At 74.2% G+C, this 18131-nt stretch carries 16 protein-coding genes; 11 read left to right on the top strand and 5 right to left on the bottom strand.

What is annotated here, in order from left to right; all coding sequences use genetic code 11:
* Window position 1: 1 nt before the first annotated feature.
* Complete coding sequence (locus A5481_RS15160) at window positions 2-1276, bottom strand: ferredoxin:protochlorophyllide reductase (ATP-dependent) subunit N (protein WP_048432784.1); 1275 nt, start codon at window positions 1274-1276, stop codon at window positions 2-4.
* Window positions 1273-1764, bottom strand: coding sequence for a 2-vinyl bacteriochlorophyllide hydratase (bchF, locus tag A5481_RS15155; protein WP_048432783.1), 492 nt, complete (start codon window positions 1762-1764; stop codon window positions 1273-1275). The genes A5481_RS15160 and bchF overlap by 4 nt, the downstream gene beginning before the upstream one ends.
* A gap of 271 nt (window positions 1765-2035) precedes the next feature.
* Here bchF and A5481_RS15145 point away from each other — a divergent pair, with 271 nt between their 5' ends.
* From A5481_RS15145 to A5481_RS15110, 8 genes are all read left to right on the top strand, one after another.
* Entirely contained in the window at window positions 2036-2923 is an 888-nt protein-coding gene (locus A5481_RS15145) for a cobalamin B12-binding domain-containing protein (protein ID WP_245238708.1), read from the top strand.
* 80 nt (window positions 2924-3003) lie between these two features.
* Complete coding sequence (ppsR, locus tag A5481_RS15140; protein WP_048432780.1) at window positions 3004-4416, top strand: transcriptional regulator PpsR; 1413 nt, start codon at window positions 3004-3006, stop codon at window positions 4414-4416.
* An 80-nt stretch (window positions 4417-4496) separates the two neighbouring features.
* Window positions 4497-5411, top strand: coding sequence for a chlorophyll synthase ChlG (gene chlG / locus A5481_RS15135; RefSeq protein WP_048432779.1), 915 nt, complete (start codon window positions 4497-4499; stop codon window positions 5409-5411).
* A complete protein-coding gene (locus A5481_RS15130) occupies window positions 5408-6742 on the top strand; it encodes a BCD family MFS transporter (protein ID WP_048432778.1) in 1335 nt (444 codons plus the stop codon). The genes chlG and A5481_RS15130 overlap by 4 nt, the downstream gene beginning before the upstream one ends.
* Window positions 6743-6846: 104 nt before the next feature.
* Window positions 6847-8025 (top strand): geranylgeranyl diphosphate reductase, encoded by a 1179-nt coding sequence (locus tag A5481_RS15125; RefSeq protein WP_245238706.1) that lies wholly within the window; start codon window positions 6847-6849, stop codon window positions 8023-8025.
* On the top strand, window positions 8022-8510 hold the full coding sequence (locus tag A5481_RS15120) for a TspO/MBR family protein (RefSeq protein ID WP_156311764.1): 489 nt from the start codon (window positions 8022-8024) through the stop codon (window positions 8508-8510). The genes A5481_RS15125 and A5481_RS15120 overlap by 4 nt, the downstream gene beginning before the upstream one ends.
* A gap of 224 nt (window positions 8511-8734) precedes the next feature.
* Window positions 8735-9004 (top strand): hypothetical protein, encoded by a 270-nt coding sequence (locus A5481_RS15115; RefSeq protein WP_048432777.1) that lies wholly within the window; start codon window positions 8735-8737, stop codon window positions 9002-9004.
* A 20-nt stretch (window positions 9005-9024) separates the two neighbouring features.
* Complete coding sequence (locus A5481_RS15110) at window positions 9025-10584, top strand: cytochrome c (RefSeq protein WP_048432776.1); 1560 nt, start codon at window positions 9025-9027, stop codon at window positions 10582-10584.
* Between the two features lie 168 nt (window positions 10585-10752).
* On the opposite strand, the gene A5481_RS15105 is transcribed toward A5481_RS15110, so the two are convergent.
* Complete coding sequence (locus A5481_RS15105; RefSeq protein ID WP_082172999.1) at window positions 10753-13920, bottom strand: efflux RND transporter permease subunit; 3168 nt, start codon at window positions 13918-13920, stop codon at window positions 10753-10755.
* 10 nt (window positions 13921-13930) lie between these two features.
* Window positions 13931-14932: an efflux RND transporter periplasmic adaptor subunit gene (locus A5481_RS15100; RefSeq protein WP_245238704.1), complete on the bottom strand. Its 1002-nt coding sequence runs from the start codon at window positions 14930-14932 to the stop codon at window positions 13931-13933.
* 249 nt (window positions 14933-15181) lie between these two features.
* Here A5481_RS15100 and A5481_RS15095 point away from each other — a divergent pair, with 249 nt between their 5' ends.
* On the top strand, window positions 15182-15451 hold the full coding sequence (locus A5481_RS15095; protein WP_048432775.1) for a hypothetical protein: 270 nt from the start codon (window positions 15182-15184) through the stop codon (window positions 15449-15451).
* 43 nt (window positions 15452-15494) lie between these two features.
* Here A5481_RS15095 and A5481_RS15090 read toward each other — a convergent pair whose 3' ends face one another.
* Window positions 15495-16043, bottom strand: a complete 549-nt coding sequence (locus A5481_RS15090; protein WP_197514192.1) for a phospholipase A2 family protein — start codon at window positions 16041-16043, stop codon at window positions 15495-15497.
* A 245-nt stretch (window positions 16044-16288) separates the two neighbouring features.
* Between A5481_RS15090 and A5481_RS15085 the strand changes: the two genes are divergently transcribed.
* Window positions 16289-16657 (top strand): hypothetical protein, encoded by a 369-nt coding sequence (locus tag A5481_RS15085; protein WP_342447324.1) that lies wholly within the window; start codon window positions 16289-16291, stop codon window positions 16655-16657.
* Window positions 16658-16787: 130 nt separating this feature from the next.
* On the top strand, window positions 16788-18128 hold the full coding sequence (locus A5481_RS15080; protein WP_048432773.1) for an efflux RND transporter periplasmic adaptor subunit: 1341 nt from the start codon (window positions 16788-16790) through the stop codon (window positions 18126-18128).
* Window positions 18129-18131: the final 3 nt, after the last annotated feature.

Below are 18131 nucleotides of genomic sequence, written 5' to 3'. Positions count from 1 at the left end.
CTCAGCCCTCCAGCCGCGCGCGGCGGGCAAGCGGTCGGGTGAACAGCCCGGCGAGGTCGCCGGCCTGCTCGTAGCCCTGGATCGGGGTGAACAGCAGCTCGATCGACCACTTGGTCGCGAGGTCCTCCGCCTCGAGCGGATTGGCGAGGCCGAGGCCGCAGACCGTGAGGTCCGGCCGCGCCGCCCGGCAGCGGTCGAGCTGGTCGTCGAGGCTCTGGCCCTCCGTGACCGCCGTGCCGTCGGGGAGCAGCGCGAGATCCTCGGCGAGGTGGCTCCGGTGGAGGTAGGGGGTGCCGACCTCGATCAGCTCCGCGCCCATCTCCCGCGACAGGAAGCGGGCGAGGGGCACCTCGAGCTGCGAATCGGGAAAGAAGAACACCCGCCGGCCGGCAAGCGCGGCGCGGTGGGCCTGGAGCGCCCGGCCCGCCCGGGCGCGGCCGGCCTCCGTCGCCGCGACGACGCGGGACGGCGCGATGCCGAAGGCGCGGGCGGCCGCCGCGAGCCACAGGGTCGTGCCCTCGGCGCCGAGCGGGAATGGCGCCGGGATGCGGGTGGCGCCGCGATCCTCCAGCGCCCGGGCGGTGTCGGCGAGGAAGGGCTGGGCGAGGAGGTAGCGGGTGTTCGGGCCGACCGGGGCCCGGTCGGCGGCGCGGCGGCCGGGCAGGAAACGCACGCGGTCGATGCCGAGATCGGCGAAGAGCCGCGCGAACTGGTCCTCGACCACGTCGGCGAGCGCGCCGACGACGAGGAGGGAGTCGTCGTTGCCCCGGGGGAGGTCCGGCACCAGGGCGGCGAGGCAGGCATCCTCGCCTTGCGTGAAGGTCGTCTCGATGCCGCTGCCGGAATAGCTCAGCACCCGCACGTCGGGGGCGAAGGTGCCCGACAGCCGGGCCGCGGCGCGGCCGAGATCGAGCTTGATCACCTCCGACGGGCAGGAGCCGACGAGGAACAGGAGCCGGATGTCGGGCCGGCGCTCCAGCAGGCGGCGCACCACCCGGTCGAGCTCCTCGTGCGCGTCGGCGAGGCCGGCGAGGTCGCGCTCCTCGATGATCGCGGTGGCGAAGCGCGGCTCGGCGAAGATCATCACGCCGGCGGCCGACTGGATCAGGTGGGCGCAGGTCCGCGACCCGACGACCAGGAAGAAGGCGTCCTGGATCTTGCGGTGCAGCCAGACGATGCCGGTGAGCCCGCAGAACACCGCCCGCTGGCCGCGCTCGTGACGGATCTCGGGACCGCAAGGGACCGGAGCGGCGAGGGGGGAAGCGAGCGCCGTCATCGCGCCGCCTCCATGGCGTAGGCGGGCGCCTGCAGCCGGGCAGTCCGCAGCTTGAGCAGGAACTGGCCGGCATTGACGAGGTAGGAGGCGTAAGCCGAGAGCGCCAGCAGCATCAGCCCGGCGGTGCCGAGGGCGCCGGTCGCCAGCGCCGCCAGGTAGGCGGTGTGGAGCGCCAGCACCCCCATGCTGACCACGTCCTCCCAGTAGAAGGCCGGGGCGAACAGGTAGCGCCCGAACACCGCCTTCTCCCACAGCGAGCCGGTGACCATGATCGCGTAGAGGGTCAGCGTCTTGGCCACCACCGAGGCGTTGGCGAGCGCCGCCCCCTCCCCGGTCGCCAGCGTGCGCGTGACGAGGGCGAGGCTGACCAGGAAGACCGCGAACTGGAGCGGCGCGAGCACGCCCTGGACCAGGGTCCAGGGCGAGGCGTCGCGGCGGCGCCGCTCGGCCTCGCTGTAGAGAAACGGCCGGTCCGTGGACGTCGCCATCGCGCCTGCCCTCGCCTGTCCGGCCCGCGTTCCCCGCGGATGCCGATGGGGGAAGCCTAGGACCGGCGGCGCCGGAGTGTCAACCTAAGTTGACAGTTACCCGCGATGACAATCGAGGGAGGCGGTCGTGAATCGGCCTTGCGGCAGCGCGGCGGAGCTGTATCCTGGAATGCAAATCGGATTACGCCGTCACGGTGACGACGCTCCCAATGTAGAAAAGTCGACACACCATCGAAAAGGCCCGATTTTCCTGCGCATCGGGGAGGTGCCGGTGGGAGATCAAGCACAGTCCGGTCCCCTGCCCGGCGATCTGGCGGCCCGCCGCGAGCGGGCTTTTCGGGACCGGTCTTCTCTGCCCCTGAACTCCGGGGGAGTACATAGGCAACCGCGCTGGCGCGACGACCTCGCCCAGGTCGTCGAGGCCGAGATCATCCCGCGGCTGATGCTCGCCCATCGCAGCGAAACCCGGCCGCGCGATCGCTCCGGACGCCGCGCCGGGACCGACGACATCGCCCGCCTGACCGCCCTGATGCTGGATCAGGCCGATCGCGACGGGCTGGCCGAGCTGCGCGCCCTGGTCGAGGACGGGATGAGCCTCGAGGAGGTGCTGGTCGGCCTGATGGCGCCGACCGCGCGCCATATCGGCCGGCTGTGGGAGGAGGATGCCTGCGACTTCGTCCAGGTCACGACCGCGATGGCGCGGCTGCGCCGCCTCGTCCACGACCTCGAGACGCTCTGCCTCGACCCGCTTCCGGTCGACCCGGCGAGCCGGCGGGTGCTGCTGGTGCCGGCGCCGGGCGAGACCCACACCTTCGGGCTCACCCTCGCGGCCCACTTCTTCGCCGAGGCCGGCTGGGAGGTGACGACGAGCTTCGACACCCGGCCCGCCGACGCGCTGGAGCGCCTGCGCGCCGAGTGGTTCGACGTGGTCGGCCTGTCGCTCTCCTGCGACGTCTGCCTCGACCGGCTGGCCGCGGCGGTGCCGATGCTGCGGCGCGCCTCGCGCAACCGCGACCTGCGGGTGGTCGTCGGCGGTCCCGCTTTTCACGGCCGGCCCGACCGGGTCCGGCTCGTCGGAGCCGACGCGGCTGTCGACGACGCGCGCGAAGCGCCCGGAATCGTACAAAGCTTGCTTGATCTGCGGATTAGAGCCTGCTGAAAGACCTGTTCGATGTGGTCGGCGTACAGTGGTGGCCCTTGAACAGACCCGTGAGCCCTGCTGCGAAGGAAGCTTTCGCGGTGCTGCGAGACGCCGTCTCCCGCCTCGATCCCCGGACGACGGGCAGCCTCGTCGCTGCCGCCAGCGACGTGTCCCTCGTCGTCGACGGCGACGGCGTGATCCGCGACGCCGCCTTCGGGGCCGACGGGCTGTCGGAGGAGGCCGGCGAGACCTGGCTCGGCCGGCGCTGGATCGACACCGTCACGGTCGAGAGCCGGCCGAAGATCGCGCGCCTGCTGGAGGATGCCGAACCGGGCGCCGTCACGCGCTGGCGCCAGGTCAACCACCCCTCGGCGCAAGGCGGCGTCGACGTGCCGATCCGCTACGCGGCCCTGCGCGTGCCGGACGACGACCGCATCATCGTCATCGGGCGCGACCTGCGGGCGCTCTCGGCGCTGCAGCAGCGGCTGGCCGATTCGCAGCAGGCGCTCGAGCGCGACTACGCCCGCCTGCGCAGCGCCGAGACCCGCTACCGGGTGCTGTTCCAGCTCGCCGGCGAGCCGATCCTGATCGTCGATGCCGGCACGCGGCGCATCGCCGAGATCAACCCCGCCGCCGCCCGGCTCCTCGGCCGGGCGGTCAAGCGCATCGTCGGGCGCGACCTCGTCGACCTGTTCGAGCCCGAGGGCGGCCGCGCCGTCCAGGCGCTCATCGTGGGCCTGCGCCTCACCGGCCAGGCCGAGGACCTCACCGCCCGCCTAGCGCAGCGCCGCGGCGAGGCCCGGGTCGCCGCGACCCTGTTCCGCGAGGAGACCGGGACGAGCGTCCTCGTCCGCCTCAACCCCCTGGTCCCGGCCCAGAACCCGGCCGCCGCGCGCTCCGGGGCGCTCGAAGTGATCGAGGCGATGCCCGAGGGCTTCGTCGTCACCGACCGCGACCGGCGCATCGTCGGGGTCAACGCGGCCTTCCTCGACCTCGCCCAGCTCGCGACCGAGCACCAGGCCAAGGGCGAACCGCTCGAGCGCTGGCTCGGGCGCGAGGGCACCGAGATCGGCGCCCTGTTCACCACGCTCGCCGAGCACGGCTCGGTGCGCCACTTCGCCACCGTGATCCGCGGCGAGTTCGGGGCGGTCGACGAGGTCGAGGTCGCGGCGGTGTCGGTGCCGGGCGGCGACCGGCCGTGCTTCGGCTTCACCCTGCGCACCCTGCCCCGCCGCGTCGCCGCCGCGAGCCCGGGCGGGCGGGAGCTGCCGCGCTCGGTCGAGCACATGACCGAGCTCGTCGGCCGCGTCTCGATGAAGGCGCTGGTGCGCGAGACCACCGACCTGATCGAGCGCCTGTGCATCGAGGCGGCGCTGCGCATCACCCACGACAACCGCGCCTCGGCGGCCGAGATGCTCGGCCTCAGCCGGCAGGGATTCTACGCCAAGATGCGCCGCTACGGCCTCGGCGACCTCGACGGGACCGAGGATGCGGACGACGGCGCCGATTGAGGGCGCCTGTCCGAGCGATCGGGCGCGCGAGAGTGTAAAGTCCGCTTGACACTCTTCCGGGGCGGTTCCACCCTCGCGGCATGACGACCGAGCCCCTGACCAAGCCCCTGATCGCGCCCCCGGCGGTTCCGGCGCCGCGGGCGCTGCTGGAACTGCTCAAGCCGATCACCTGGTTCGCGCCGATGTGGGCCTTCGCCTGCGGGGTGGTGTCGTCCGGGGTCGCGGTCGGGGGGCGCTGGCCCCTCGTCGCCGCCGGCATCCTGCTCGCCGGGCCCCTCGTCTGCGCCACCAGCCAGGCGGCCAACGACTGGTTCGACCGGCACGTCGACGCCATCAACGAGCCACACCGCCCGATCCCGTCGGGTCGCATCCCGGGCCGCTGGGGCCTCTACGTCGCGCTCGCCTGGACGCTGCTGTCGCTCGCGGTCGCGTCCCGGCTCGGGCCGTGGGTGCTGGGCGCCGCCCTGGTCGGCCTGTCGCTGGCCTGGCTCTACAGCGCGCCGCCGGTGCGGCTGAAGCGCGACGGCTGGTGGGGCAACGCCGCCTGCGGCCTCGCTTACGAAGGCCTGCCCTGGTTCACCGGCGCCGCCGTGATGGGGTCGGCCCTGCCGGAGGGGCGGATCATCCTGGTCGCCCTCCTCTACAGCCTCGGCGCGCACGGCATCATGACCCTCAACGACTTCAAGTCGATGGAGGGCGACCGGCGCACCGGCATCCGCTCGCTGCCGGTACGGCTCGGCGCGCGATCCGCCGCCCGCCTCGCCTGCCTGGTGATGGCGGCGCCGCAGGCCGTCGTCGTCCTCCTCCTCGCCGCCTGGGGGGCGCCCTGGCAGGCCGGCCTCGTCGCCGCCCTGCTCGCCGGGCAGGCGCTGCTGATGCGCCGCTTCCTCGCCGATCCGCACGGCCGCGCGGCCTGGTACAACGGCACCGGCACGCTCCTCTACGTGCTGGGCATGCTCGCCGCCGCCTTCGCGCTCCGGGGAGGCCTCGCATGAGCGCGCGATCCGGCTTCGGCTGGGGCACCATCCTGCGCCTCGGTCTCGTCCAGACGGCGCTCGGCGCCATCGTGGTCCTCATCACCTCGACCCTCAACCGGGTGATGGTGGTGGAACTCGCGCTGCCGGCCGCCCTGCCCGGCGGGCTGGTGGCGCTGCACTACGCCGTGCAGGCCCTGCGCCCGCGCTGGGGCTACGGCTCGGATCTCGGGCGGCGCCGCACGCCCTGGATCGTCGGCGGCATGGCGCTGCTGGCCCTCGGCGGCGTCGGGGCGGCGCTCGGCACCGTCCTCGTCGCCGGCCAGCCGGCGGCGGGCTTCGCGCTCCTCGTCGCGTCCTTCCTCGCCGTCGGCATCGGCGTCGGGGCGGCCGGCACCTCGCTCCTCGTGCTGCTCTCCACCGGCGTCGCCCCGCATCGCCGGGGTGCGGCCGCGACGATCGTCTGGATCATGATGATCGCCGGCTTCGTCGTCACCGCGCCGACCGCCGGACACCTGCTCGACCCGTTCTCGGCGGCCCGCCTCGTCGCGGTGTCGGGCGGCGTGTCGGGAATCGCCTTCCTGGTCGCGGTCGCGGCCCTGTGGCGCGTCGAGCCGGCGCGGGACCCGGGTCCCGCCGGTTCCGCGCCGGCGCGGCCCTTCGCCCGGGTGCTCGCCGAGGTCTGGGCCGAGCCGCAGGCGCGCCGCTTCACGGTGTTCGTGTTCCTGGCGATGCTGGCCTACAGCGCGCAGGAACTGATCCTCGAACCCTTCGCGGGCCTCGTCTTCGCGTGGTCGCCGGGCGCGACCACCAAGCTCTCGGGCGTGCAGAACGGCGGAGTGCTCGCCGGCATGGTGCTGGTCGCCCTCGTCACCGCCAACGGGCGCGGGCGGCTCGCCTCCCTGCGGCTCTGGACGGTCGCGGGCTGCCTCGGCTCGGCCGCGGCGCTCGCGGCAATCGCGGCCTGCGGCTTTGCCGGGCCGGAGGCTCCCTTGCGTCCCTGCGTCGCCGGGCTCGGGCTGTTCAACGGCATCTTCGCGGTCGCGGCGATCGGCCAGATGATGGCGCTCGCCGGCACCGGCGGCGCGCCCGACGGCGAGAGCCGTCACGGCACCCGGATGGGGGTGTGGGGCGCGGCGCAGGGCCTCGCCTTCGGCCTCGGCGGCTTCCTGGGCGCGGCGGGGGTCGACCTCGCGCGGCTCGCCTTCGGCACCGTCGTGCCGGCCTACGCGGCGGTCTTCCTCGCGGAGGCCGCCCTGTTCCTCGTCGCCGCCGGGCTCGCGGCCCGGATCGGCCGGCCGGACAGGGCCGTGCGACCAGCGGCGGGTCTGACGATGCGGCACGCGGTCTGACGACAACGATCCGGCCGAACCCGGCCCGGACGGGAGGCACGGCCATGGGCGGGACGATCTTGGGCGAAACGATCTTGGGCGAAACGACCTTGGGCGAGACGACCTTGGGCGAGACGATTTGGGACGCGGTGGTGGTGGGAGGGGGACCGGCCGGTGCGACGGCGGCGACCGATCTGGCGCGGCTCGGCCGCCGGGTCGTCCTCCTCGACCGGGCCGGGCGGATCAAGCCCTGCGGCGGCGCGATCCCGCCGCGCCTGATCCGCGACTTCGCGATTCCCGACGATCTGCTGGTGGCGAAGATCCGCTCCGCCCGCATGGTCTCGCCGCGCGAGAAGGCGGTCGACATGCCGGTCGGCGAGGGCTTCGTCGGCATGGTCGATCGCGGGCCCTTCGACGAGTGGCTGCGGGTGCGCGCCGCGCTCGCGGGCGCCGAGCGCGTGAGCGGCACCTACCTGCGCCTCGGCCGCTCCGGCGACGGACCGGTCAGCGTGCATTACCGCGGCGAGAGCGGCGCCGAGGCGACCCTGCGCACCCGCCTCGTCATCGGCGCCGACGGCGCCAACTCGGCGGTCGGGCGCCAGGAGGTTCCGGCCCATGCCCGGATGCGGCAGGTCTTCGCCTATCACGAGATCGTCCGCACCCCGCCCGCCGGCGCGGTCGAGGCGACGCGCTGCGACGTCTACTACCAGGGCGTCCTCTCGCCCGATTTCTACGCCTGGATCTTCCCGCACGGCGACACGCTGAGCATCGGCACCGGCAGCGCCCGCAAGGGGTTCTCCCTGCGCGGGGCGGTGGGCCGCTTGCGCGCCGCGACCGGGCTCGAGGGCGGCGAGACGCTGCGCCGCGAAGGCGCGCCCTTGCCGCTCAAGCCCCTCGCGCGCTTCGACAACGGCCGCGACGTGCTGCTCACCGGCGACGCCGCCGGTCTCGTCGCCCCGGCCTCGGGCGAGGGCATCTACTACGCGATGTTCGGCGGGCGGCTGGCGGCCGAGGCCGGGCACGCCTTCCTGGCCACCGGCGACGCTCGCGCCCTGCGCCAGGCGAGGCGCCGCTTCCTCAAGGCGCATGGCCGGGTCTTCTGGATCCTGCGGCTGATGCAGGGCGTCTGGTACCGCAACGATGCGTTGCGCGAGCGCTTCGTCAGCATCTGCCGCGACCCCGACGTGCAATCGCTCACCTGGGACGCCTACATGAACAAGGAACTGGTGCGGGCGAAACCCGCGGCGCATGCGCGGATCTTCTTCAAGGACCTCGCCCACCTGTTCCGCTGGGTGTCGCCGTGATCGAGGCGCTCGGGGGCCGCTGGGGCCCGATCCTGGTGGCGGCGGCCGCCGCCATCGTGGTGGCGGGCGCGGGCGCGTGGCTCACCGCCCTCGGCCCCTGGTACCGGAGCCTGCAGGTCCCGTCCTGGAAGCCGCCCGACTGGGCGTTCGGCCCGGTCTGGACCACGATCTTCACCCTCGCGGCGATCGCCGGGGTGCTGGCCTGGAACGCCGCGCCGGAAGGCCCGGAACGGGGCTGGCTGCTCGCCGCCTTCGCGCTGAACGGCGTGCTCAACATCGCCTGGAGCGGCGTGTTCTTCCGGCTGCAGCGGCCGGACTGGGCCCTGATCGAGGTGGCGGCGCTCTGGCTCTCGGTGGCGCTGCTGATCCTCGCGGTCGGGCGCCATTCCGGTCTCGGGGCCTTGCTGCTCCTGCCCTACCTGGTCTGGGTCGGAATCGCGGCCTGCCTCAACTGGTCGATCGTGCGCCTCAACGGGCCGTTCTGAGCCTTCGCGGCGATCCGCCTGCTCGCGAGATCTTCGACGAGTCTCGGATGGCGGGCGATCGGATCGTCCGAAGCCGGATTGCCGCTGATGCGACATCGTGAACCGTGGCGCGTTTCCGGCGAACGGGCAGGCTGTTTCCGGGTTTGCAGGGCTGGACCCGCGCGTTTCCTAGATTAAGTCCCCGATCGACTGCGCGTCTTCGCTGCAGCCAGGAGTATTCACGCTTGCCGGATCTCCTCACGAGCGGCCACATCGTCGATGCCGCGCTGCTGATCGTCGCCGCGGAGGCCGGGCTGCTCGTCCTGTGGCGCCGTCGCGGCGGCCCGGGACGAGGCGCGCTCCTCGTCAACCTCGCCTCGGGCGCCTGCCTGATGCTGGCGCTGCGCGCCGTGCTCGCGGGCGCCCCCGGATTCTGGCTCGCCGCCGCGCTCGCGGGCGCCGGCGCCGCCCACGTCGCCGATCTCTGGCTGCGGCTGCGGTCCGCCGCCCCATGACCCCCCGGAGGAAGCCCCCCATGCGCCGCAGGCCCGTCATCCGTCGCACGCTCAACACCCTGCTCGGTTCGAGCGCGCTCGCCCTCGCGGCCGGCGCGGCGTTCGCACAGCCGGCCTCCACCGACCTGGTGGACAAGGGCCGCTACCTCGCCACCGCGGGCGATTGCGTCGCCTGCCACACCGCGCCGGGCGGCAAGCCCTATGCGGGCGGGCTCTACATCAACTTCCCGGGCGGCATCGGCAAGCTCGCGACGCCGAACATCACCCCCGACAAGGAGACCGGGATCGGCACCTGGAGCGACGACGACTTCAAGCGCGCGATGCACCAGGGCATCACCAAGAACGGCAGCTACCTCTACCCCGCCTTCCCGTTCCCCTGGTACACCCGCATCACCGACGAGGACGTGCGGGCGATCAAGGCCTACCTGTTCTCGCTCGAGCCCGTGCACGCGCCGCGCAAGCCCGCCGACATCGCCTTCCCGTTCAGCATCCGCGACGGCCTGCTGGCCTGGCGCCTCGCCTTCTTCACCGAGGGCCGCTTCAAGCCCGACCCGAAGGCGAGCGAGCAGGTCAATCGCGGCGCCTACCTGGTCGAGGGGCCGGGCCATTGCGGCGCCTGCCACAACGGCAGCAAGCTCGTCGGCTCCTCGCAGTGGAGCGGCTACCTCGAGGGCGGCACGATCGACGGCTGGTACGCCCCGAACCTGTCGGGCGACGACAAGGAGGGCCTCGGCCTCTGGAGCGAGGACCAGCTCTTCACCTACCTCAAGACCGGGGCGGCGCCCGGCCGGGCCGGCGTCGTCGCCGGGCCGATGCGCCAGGTGATCGAGGAGAGCCTGAGCAAGCTGAGCGACGGCGACGTGCGCGCCATCGCCGCCTATCTCAAGACCCTGGCGCCGAAGCCGACCTACACGCCCGACGTCAAGTCCGACTTCACCCAGGCCTCCGCGGCGCCGGGTGCCGACACCTACCTCAACCGCTGCGTCGCCTGCCACCGGCCGGACGGCCAGGGCATGCCGGGGGCGATCCCGGCGCTCGCCGGCAACGGCGCGGTGCTGGCCAAGGGCCCGGAGACGGTGATCCGGGTGATCCTCGGCGGCCTCGACGCCAAGGGCGACTACGCGGCGATGCCGGCGGTCGGCGTCGGCATGACCGACGCCGAGGTGGCGGCGGTGACGAACTACGTCCGCCAGACCTTCGGCAACCAGGCTCCGCCGACCGCCGAGCCCGGCCAGGTGGCGAAGCTCCGCGCCGACACCCAGTCGATGCTGGCCGGCAACGCGCCGTGCGAGACCGTCTCGAACCCGACGCTCGCCGAGGCCCTGAAGCAGGCGGATGCGGCGGGCCAGCTCAAGGACCTCAAGGCCGAGCAGATGCTGCCCCGCATCTCGACCCTGCTGCCGGCCGTGCGCCAGGCCGCCCCGCAGGCGACCTCGGCCGAGCTGGTCAACGGCCTGACCGCCACCTTCTGCCAGGTGGCCGACCACACCGCCACCGGGCTCGACTGGCCGACGACGATCGGCAGCTTCGCCGGCGTGGTCTACGGGCAGCTGAAGAGCCCGAGCCGGGCGGAGAAGTAGGGCCGGGATCCTGTCGGGACCCATCTCGGCAAGCCAGCGCGGCACCCCTCCCCTCCGCGGCGAGGGTTACCGCCGGCGTGCTGTCGCCGTCCGGCCGCGCGAGGCGGCTGGACGGCCCGGGTTGCGTGAGGCCGGGATCCAGGCCGGGCGCGGCCCGCCCCGGGGCGCTCAGCCCGCCGCGCCCCGCCCGAACCGCGCGAAACGCTGCGCCAGGACCGGCAGGACCGAGAGGTTCAGGAGCGTCGAGCTGGCGAGGCCGCCCAGGATCACGATCGCCATCGGCCCCTCGATCTCGCGGCCCGGCTCGCCGGCACCGAGCGCCAGGGGCAGGAGGCCGAGGCCGGTGACGAGCGAGGTCATCAGGATCGGCACCACGCGGTCGGCCGCCCCCTCGATCGCCGTGGCCTTGCTCCAGGGCCGCCCCTCGACGAGCACCAGATGCTCGTAATGGGCGATCATCATGATGGTGTTGCGCAGCGAGATGCCGAACAGCGTCACGAAGCCGACGATGACGCCGAGGGAGACGACGCCGCCGGTCGCGGCCACCGCCAGCACCCCGCCGACGAAGGCGAAGGGCAGGTTGACGAGGATCAGCACGAGGTTGGCGAGAGACCCGGTGACGACCGCCAGCAGCAGCAGGATGCCGAATCCAGCGAGCCCGGCATAGAGCGCCAGGTCGCGGCGGGCCTTGGCCTGGGCGTCCGCCGCCCCGCCGATGCCGACGAAGACGCCGGGCGGCAGCGTCACCTCCCGGGCGATCTTGCGCTTCACCGCGTCGGTGAACGAGGCGACGTCCCGGCCCTCGACATTCGCCGTCACCACCCGGACCCGCTGCGCGCCGTGATGCGCGATGGCGTAGCGCCCCATCGTCTCGTAGACGTCGGCGACCTGCGACAGGCGGATGGTGCTGCCGCCGGGGGTGCGCAGGGGCAGGTCGCCGAGGCGCGACGGCCGCGCGCGGGCGGCGGGATCGAGGACGACGACGACGTTGAAGACCGCGTTGCCCTCGTAGGACTGGCCGACCGTGTCGCCCTGGAAGGCCGTGCGGGCGAGTTCCAGCACCTCGATCGCGTCGAGGCCCCAGTGGCGCAGGTCGTTGGGGCGCAGCGCGACGGTGATCTGCGGCAGGCCGGCCGGCGACCGGAGCTGGATGTCGGCGGCGCCCCGGACCTCGGCGAGCTCCCGCGCCACGTCGCGGGCGGCCGCCTCGATCCGGTCGAGATCCGAACCCTGGACGCTGACCACCACCGGGGCGGTGAAGCCCGACACCACCTCCTCGATGCGCTCGGTGAGGAAGGTCTTCAGCGAGAAGGTCGCGCCGGGCGTCGCCGCCATCAGCGCGCGGATCCCGGCCTCGGCCCGCTCCTGGGCCTCGCCGTCGAGGCCGGGCGCCAGGTCGATGTGGATCTCGCTCTCGTGCGTGCCGCCGAGATCGTAGCCGGCCTCCGCCCGGCCGACCTGCTGGGCGACCGCCCGGACCTCGGGGATCGCCTTGAGCCCCGCCGCGACATGGCCGCCGAGCCGCAGGGTCTCCTGCAGCGAGGTGCCGGGGGCGGTGGCCATGTGCAGGATGAAGTGCCCCTCCTTGAGGTCGGGCAGGAACGCGCCGCCGAAGGACGGCACCGGGACGGCGCTCACGAGGACGGCGACGAGCCCGGCCGCGGCGACGGGGACGGGGTGGCGCGCCAGCCCCTCCAGGAGCCGGATGTAGGCGCCCCGCACCGCCCGGGTCACCGGCGGCTCCCGGGTGGGCAGCGCTTTGCGTCCGGCGAGCAGCAGGTGCGCGAGGGCCGGCGTGACCGTGAGCGCCACGACGAGCGAGGCCAGCACCGCCAGAATGTAGGCGACCGCCAGGGGACCGAACAGGCGGCCGGGCACGCCGGAGAGCGCCAGCACCGGCAGGAAGACGAGCAGGACCGCGAAGGTCGCGTAGGCGACCGAGACCCGGACCTCCAGGATGGCGTCGAGCACCACGCGCGGCTCCGGCCGGGGAACGGCGAGGCGCCGGTTCTCCCGCAGGCGGCGCATCGCGTTCTCGACGCCGATCACCGCGTCGTCGACCACCTCGCCGATGGCGATGGCGAGCCCGCCGAGGGTCATGGTGTTCAGGCTGAAGCCGAACGCCCCGAGCACCAGGACCGCGCCGACGAGCGAGAGCGGGATCGCCGCCGCGCTGATCAGCGCCGTGCGCCAGTCGAACAGGAAGACCAGCAGGACCGCGACGACGAGGAGGCCGCCGAGCGCCAGGGCCTGCAGGACGTGGCCGGTCGCCTGCGCGACGAAGCCTGCCGGCCGGAACAGGTCGGTGCGCAGGGTGATGCCGTCCCGGGCGAGGCCGGGCTGCAGGTCGGCGAGCGCCGCCTCGACCCCGGCCGCGACCTCGACGGTGTTGGCGCCGTATTGCGCGCCGATCATCATCAGGACGCCGGGCTGCCCGTCGACGAGGGCGGCGCTGATCGCCGGCTCCGGGCCGGCGACCACGTCGGCGACGTCGCCCAGCACCACGCTCGCGCCGCCCTCGTTGATCAGCACCGTGCGGGCGACCGCCGCCGGGGTCACCGACTGCCCCTCGGTCTGCAGGGTGATGCGCTGGTTGGCCGTGTCGATGAAGCCGGCGCCGCGCACGCCCGTCGCCTTGCGGCCAGCGGCGAGCACGTCGTTGAGGCCGATGCGGAAGCGGACGAGGTCCTGCGGCCGGACCTGGATGCGGATCGAGCGGACGTCGCCGCCATAGACCAGCACCTCGCCGACACCCGGCGCCGCGAGGAGGCGCAGGCGCACCCGCCAGTCCGCCACGGTGCGCAGGTCCATGAGCGAGCGCGTCGGCGAGGTCAGGCCGACGAGCAGGATCGCGCTCGTCGAGGAGGTGAGCGCCGTCATCGTCGGCGACGCCACGCCCTGCGGCAGCCGCCCGGCGAGCCCGGCCAGCCGCTCGCCGACGAGCTGGCGCGCCCGGTAGATGTCGGTCCCCTGGCGGAAGGTCGCGGTGACGACCGAGACCCCCTGGATCGAGTTCGAGCGCAGGGTCGCGAGGCCGGGCAGGCCGTTGACGGCGACCTCGACGGCCTGGGTGACCAGCACCTCGACCTGCTCCGGGTTGAGGCCGGGCGCCTCGGTCTGCACCGTGACGGCGGGGGGAGCGAATTCCGGGAAGACGTCGTACTTGGCCGAGCCGAGGGCAGTCAGGCCGTAGACGACGAGCGCGAGCGCGAGCGCCACGACGATCCCGGGTCGGCGGACGGCGAACCGCACCAGCGCCGCCTGGAAGCCGGAGGGCGCAGGCCCCGGGCCGTCGGCCGCCTGCGGATCGGTGCTGCGCGGTTCGGTCGGGGTCACGCCGTGCCGCTCAGTCGTCGTCCGCGTCGCCGGAGGCCTGGATCCGGCCCTTCAGCTCCTCGCTCAGCACCGCCTGCGGCCCGGTGACGACGATGTCGGCCTCCCCGCCGAGGTCGTCGACTACGTAGCGGTCCGCGGAGGTCGCGGCGTCCGGCTTGAGCGGGTGCCGGGCGAAGGTGTCGGCGCCGACGCCCCGATAGATCCAGGCGCCGCCCTGCCAGTGAATCACCGCGCTCTCCGGCACGGCGATCCCGACAGCCTGCTGCGGCGAGGTCAGGAAGGCCTGCACGCTCATGCCCGGCAGGAGGCCGCCGTCGCCGGCCGCGAGGTAGTAGTAGCTGACGCCCTGGATGCGCTGGTCGGTCCGCGTCGCCGGCGAGACGAGGCGCAGCGTCACCCGCTCGCTCTCGGGCGGCACCTCGGCGGCGGCGGTGGCGGGGGGCGCCTTCATCGCCTCGCCGGAGGGCAGCGTCACCTGAACCAGGAGGTCCGCCCGCTCGATCAGGCGCGTGGCGAGGGAGGCCCGCTCCACGATCGCCCGGCCGAGCACCGGGCCCCATTCCTGCTGGGCGGTGGCCGCGAGGGTCCGCAGCTGCGATTCGGCCGCCGCGACCGCCGCCTCGTCGGTCGCGGCGGTGGCCTCGGCGGTCTCGAGCTGGGCGCCGGCGACGACCGAGGGGCCGAGGCTGCGGGCCCGGCGCAGGACCCCGGCCGACACCTCCGCGCGCGCCCTGGCCGTCCGCAGGGCGGCGCCGGCGCCGGCGTAGCTGTTGGTGAGATCGGTGATGCGGGCGGGATCGAGGACGCTGCCGTAGGCCAGGATCTCGACCTTGTGCGGCTGCGGCGCGATGCGGGCCGTGACGACGCCGATGCGGGCGCGCTCCTCGGCGGTCAGCCGTACGGCGACGCCGCCCTCCGGCAGGATGCGGGTCCGCCCCTGGCTCTGCGCCGGCGCGATCGTGCCGGCGCACGCGCAGAGCGTCAGCACCGCGGACAGCACCCCGCGCCGCATCGTCGAACCCTCCCCCTCGCGCGCCGTGACCTCGCGCGGACCGCCGTTTCTGCCCGGCTTTGCGGAAGCGGTCTACCCCGCGGTCAGGCCGTGAACGCCCGGCCCGAGCGGGGCCCGGCGACCGGGACCGCCGATCGACCGCCGGCGGAAAATCTCGGGCTTCGCCGGATCGATTCCCGGACCTCGCCCGTTATCGGGCCTTCGATCCGGCCCGGGCACCCGGGCCGTTCCTTCGACGGGAGCCGACCCGTGACCCCTGTCCGCTACGAGGTGATCCTGGCCACGCGCCGCGGCGTGCGCGTGCTGACGGCCCGGGCCGAACGCGAGGTCGCGCTGATGGCCGAATCGGTGCTGCGCCGGCACGAGGGCGAGGCCCCCGGCATCGGCGTCACGGTCGCCTGCCCGGATTCCGGGGCGCGCCGGCGGCTCGCGTCGTATCTCGCGGACCTGATGTCGGAGCTCGACCGGGACCGGCGTGGCGCCGTCCCGATCCCGGATCGCCGGGGCACGGGGCCTTGAGGCGACGCGGCGGCATCGCGGCGAGGCGTTCGCGGAGCCGCGATCACGGGGTGCGGCACTCCATTGCCTCCGCGGCCTCGATCACGCTGAGGGCCCTGCGCCGGACCTCCAGGGACGCGCCCGGGCTGTCGGAAACCTGGGACGCCTCGCGCCTGAGCGTCGCGTCGCAGGCGCAGGAGCTGTAGCCGGCGGTGTCGTAGCAGGCGTCGTGGCGCATGCACGCGGCGTCGAGGTCGTCCGTCGGGGGCAGGCCCTCGCCACGCTGCCCCTTGCCGCAGTAATTGCCGTGGAAGAGCTCCTTGCCGGCGACGACCCGGCCGAGATCGCCCTTCGGCGGGGCTGCCGCTTCGGCGCGGCCGCCGGGATTGAGGTCGTTCGCCGGCCCGCCGGCCCTCGACCCCGAGGCGCGAAGCGTTTTCGGGATGGCGGATCGCCCGCCGGGCTCGGTCAGGGCCTCGCCGGCCCGCCCGTTCGGATCGGCGACGTCCGGCTGCGCCGGAGGCGGTCCCGGACGGGGCTCGCCGTCCTCGACGACGGCGGGCGCGTCGGCGGCCCCTTGCGCCAGGACCGCGTGCGGGCCGGTCGCGAGCATCAGGCCGAGCAGGGCGAGACGGGACGTTCTCAGGACTGACTGACTCGGAACAGGCTTGCTCATGGCGGCTCCCGGCTCGGCAGCCCCCTCAACTCGACGCTCGGCAATCCCGTTCCGGCATAGGGCCCGGTCGGGCAGAGCCTTGTGCGACCCGGCCTGAATCGCCCATAAGGCCGGAGATGGCATCGGGGCACGGGCATAACCGCCGAGGGGCGGCGGGAGGATGGTGGGCGGTCGCCGCCCGCATGCTCGCGCTCGTGCTCGCCCTGTCGCTGGTCGCGCCCGAATCCGGCGAGGCGGCCGACCTCGCCTTTCATGCCGGCAGCCGGGGGCAGGCGACCGGGCAAGGGATCGTCACCGGGCCAGGAATCGTCACCGGGAAAATGATCGTCACCGGCCCGGAGGCCGTCGTCGCGAGCGCCGCCGCGCACGATGCGGGCGCCGCCGATCCCGGCCTGGCCTGCCACCTCCATTGCGGCTGCCACCAGGCCGCGCCGCTGGCGGCCGCCTCCGCGGACCCCGCCTGCGACGGCGCGCCCCCGCTCTATGCCCGGCTGACCGAGGCGGTCTCCTCCCTCGCTCCCGACCGTCTGCCGAGGCCTCCTCGCGCGTGAGGTGACGCCGCGCCCAAAGCGGCGCGTGTCCCCGCCCGGTGCCGCTCGCGGCGCCGGCCTCCTCCACGCGAACAGACGGGATCGCCCGTGACCGCCCCGCGGGGCGTCCGGCCCCCGGCCGAGTCCTCCCATGCGCATCCTCCCGGCCACGCTTCCCCTGGCCGTCGGCATCGCCGTCGGCGCCGCCGTCCCGTCCGTCTCCGGGCTCGTCAGGGGCGCCCTCACGGCGGCGGGCGTGCCGCCCTCCCTGCTCGTCTCCACCGCCGCGCCCGAGGTCGCGGCGACCCGGATCGCGGCCCCGCCGACGGACCGTGCCGCGGGCGACGCCGACCCCGCCGCGCCGGGCGGCCGCGCCCCCGGCGCGCACGCGCATGCCGACGGCGAGGAGGGTCACGTCGCGATGACCGCCGAGCAGGTCGCGAGCCAGGACATCGCGGTGGCCCCGGTCGAGGGCGGGACGCTGTCGCGCCATATCCTGGTGCCCGGCACCGTCACGCCCGACACCGACCGGATCGCCCGGGTGCCGGCCAGGGTCGTCGGCACGGTGGCCGAACTGCGCAAGCGCCTCGGCGACGCGGTGAGGAAGGACGAGGTCGTCGCCGTCCTCGACAGCCGCGAGGTCGCCGACGCCAAGAGCGAGTACCTCACCGCCGTGGTGCGGGCCGAGCTGGAGAAGACCAATTTCGAGCGCCAGCAGGCGCTGTGGGACAAGCGGGTCTCGGCCGAATCGGCCTACCTGAACGCCCGGGCCGTCGCCACCGAGGCCGCCCTGCGCCAGGACCTCGCCCGCCAGAAGCTCTCGGCGCTCGGCCTGAACGCCGCCGAGGTGGCGCGGCTCGCCCGGCGGGACGAGACGACCCCGAACGCATCGACCCTGCGCCAGTACGAGCTGCGCTCGCCCCTGTCCGGGCGCATCGTCGAGCGCAAGGTCGACGTCGGCACGTCCGTCGGCAAGGAGGGCGATCCGTCCGAGGTCTACACCGTCGCCGACCTCTCGACGGTGTGGATCGAGCTCTCGGTCCCGACCGCCGATCTGCCCCAGGTGCGCGAGGGGGCGGGCGTGACCGTCACCCCGGGCCGGGCGGGCGACGCGCCCGGCGCGCCGGGCCGGGTGATCTTCGTCAGCCCGCTGCTCAACGCCGAGACCCGCGCCGCCCGGGTGGTCGTCGCGCTGCCGAACGAGGACATGGCCTGGCGTCCCGGCACCTTCGTCACCGCCGAGATCGAGATCGCCCGCGACCGGGTCCCGGTGCGGGTCGCCAAGTCGGCGCTCCAGACCGTCGAGGGCAGGCGGGTCGTCTTCGTGCGCACCGACGAGGGCTTCGAGAAGCGCGAGGTCGCGCTCGGACGCTCCGACGACGACGCCGTCGAGGTCGTCTCCGGGCTGAAGGCCGGCGAGGCCGTCGCCGTCGCCAACACCTTCCTCCTCAAGGCCGAGCTCGGGAAGAGCGACGCCGGCCACGACCATTGAGGA

This window comes from Methylobacterium platani (assembly GCF_001653715.1).
Taxonomy (GTDB): Bacteria; Pseudomonadota; Alphaproteobacteria; order Rhizobiales; family Beijerinckiaceae; genus Methylobacterium; species Methylobacterium platani.
Note: the sequence above shows the minus strand (reverse complement) of the source record. Positions and strands in the feature narration are given on the sequence as shown.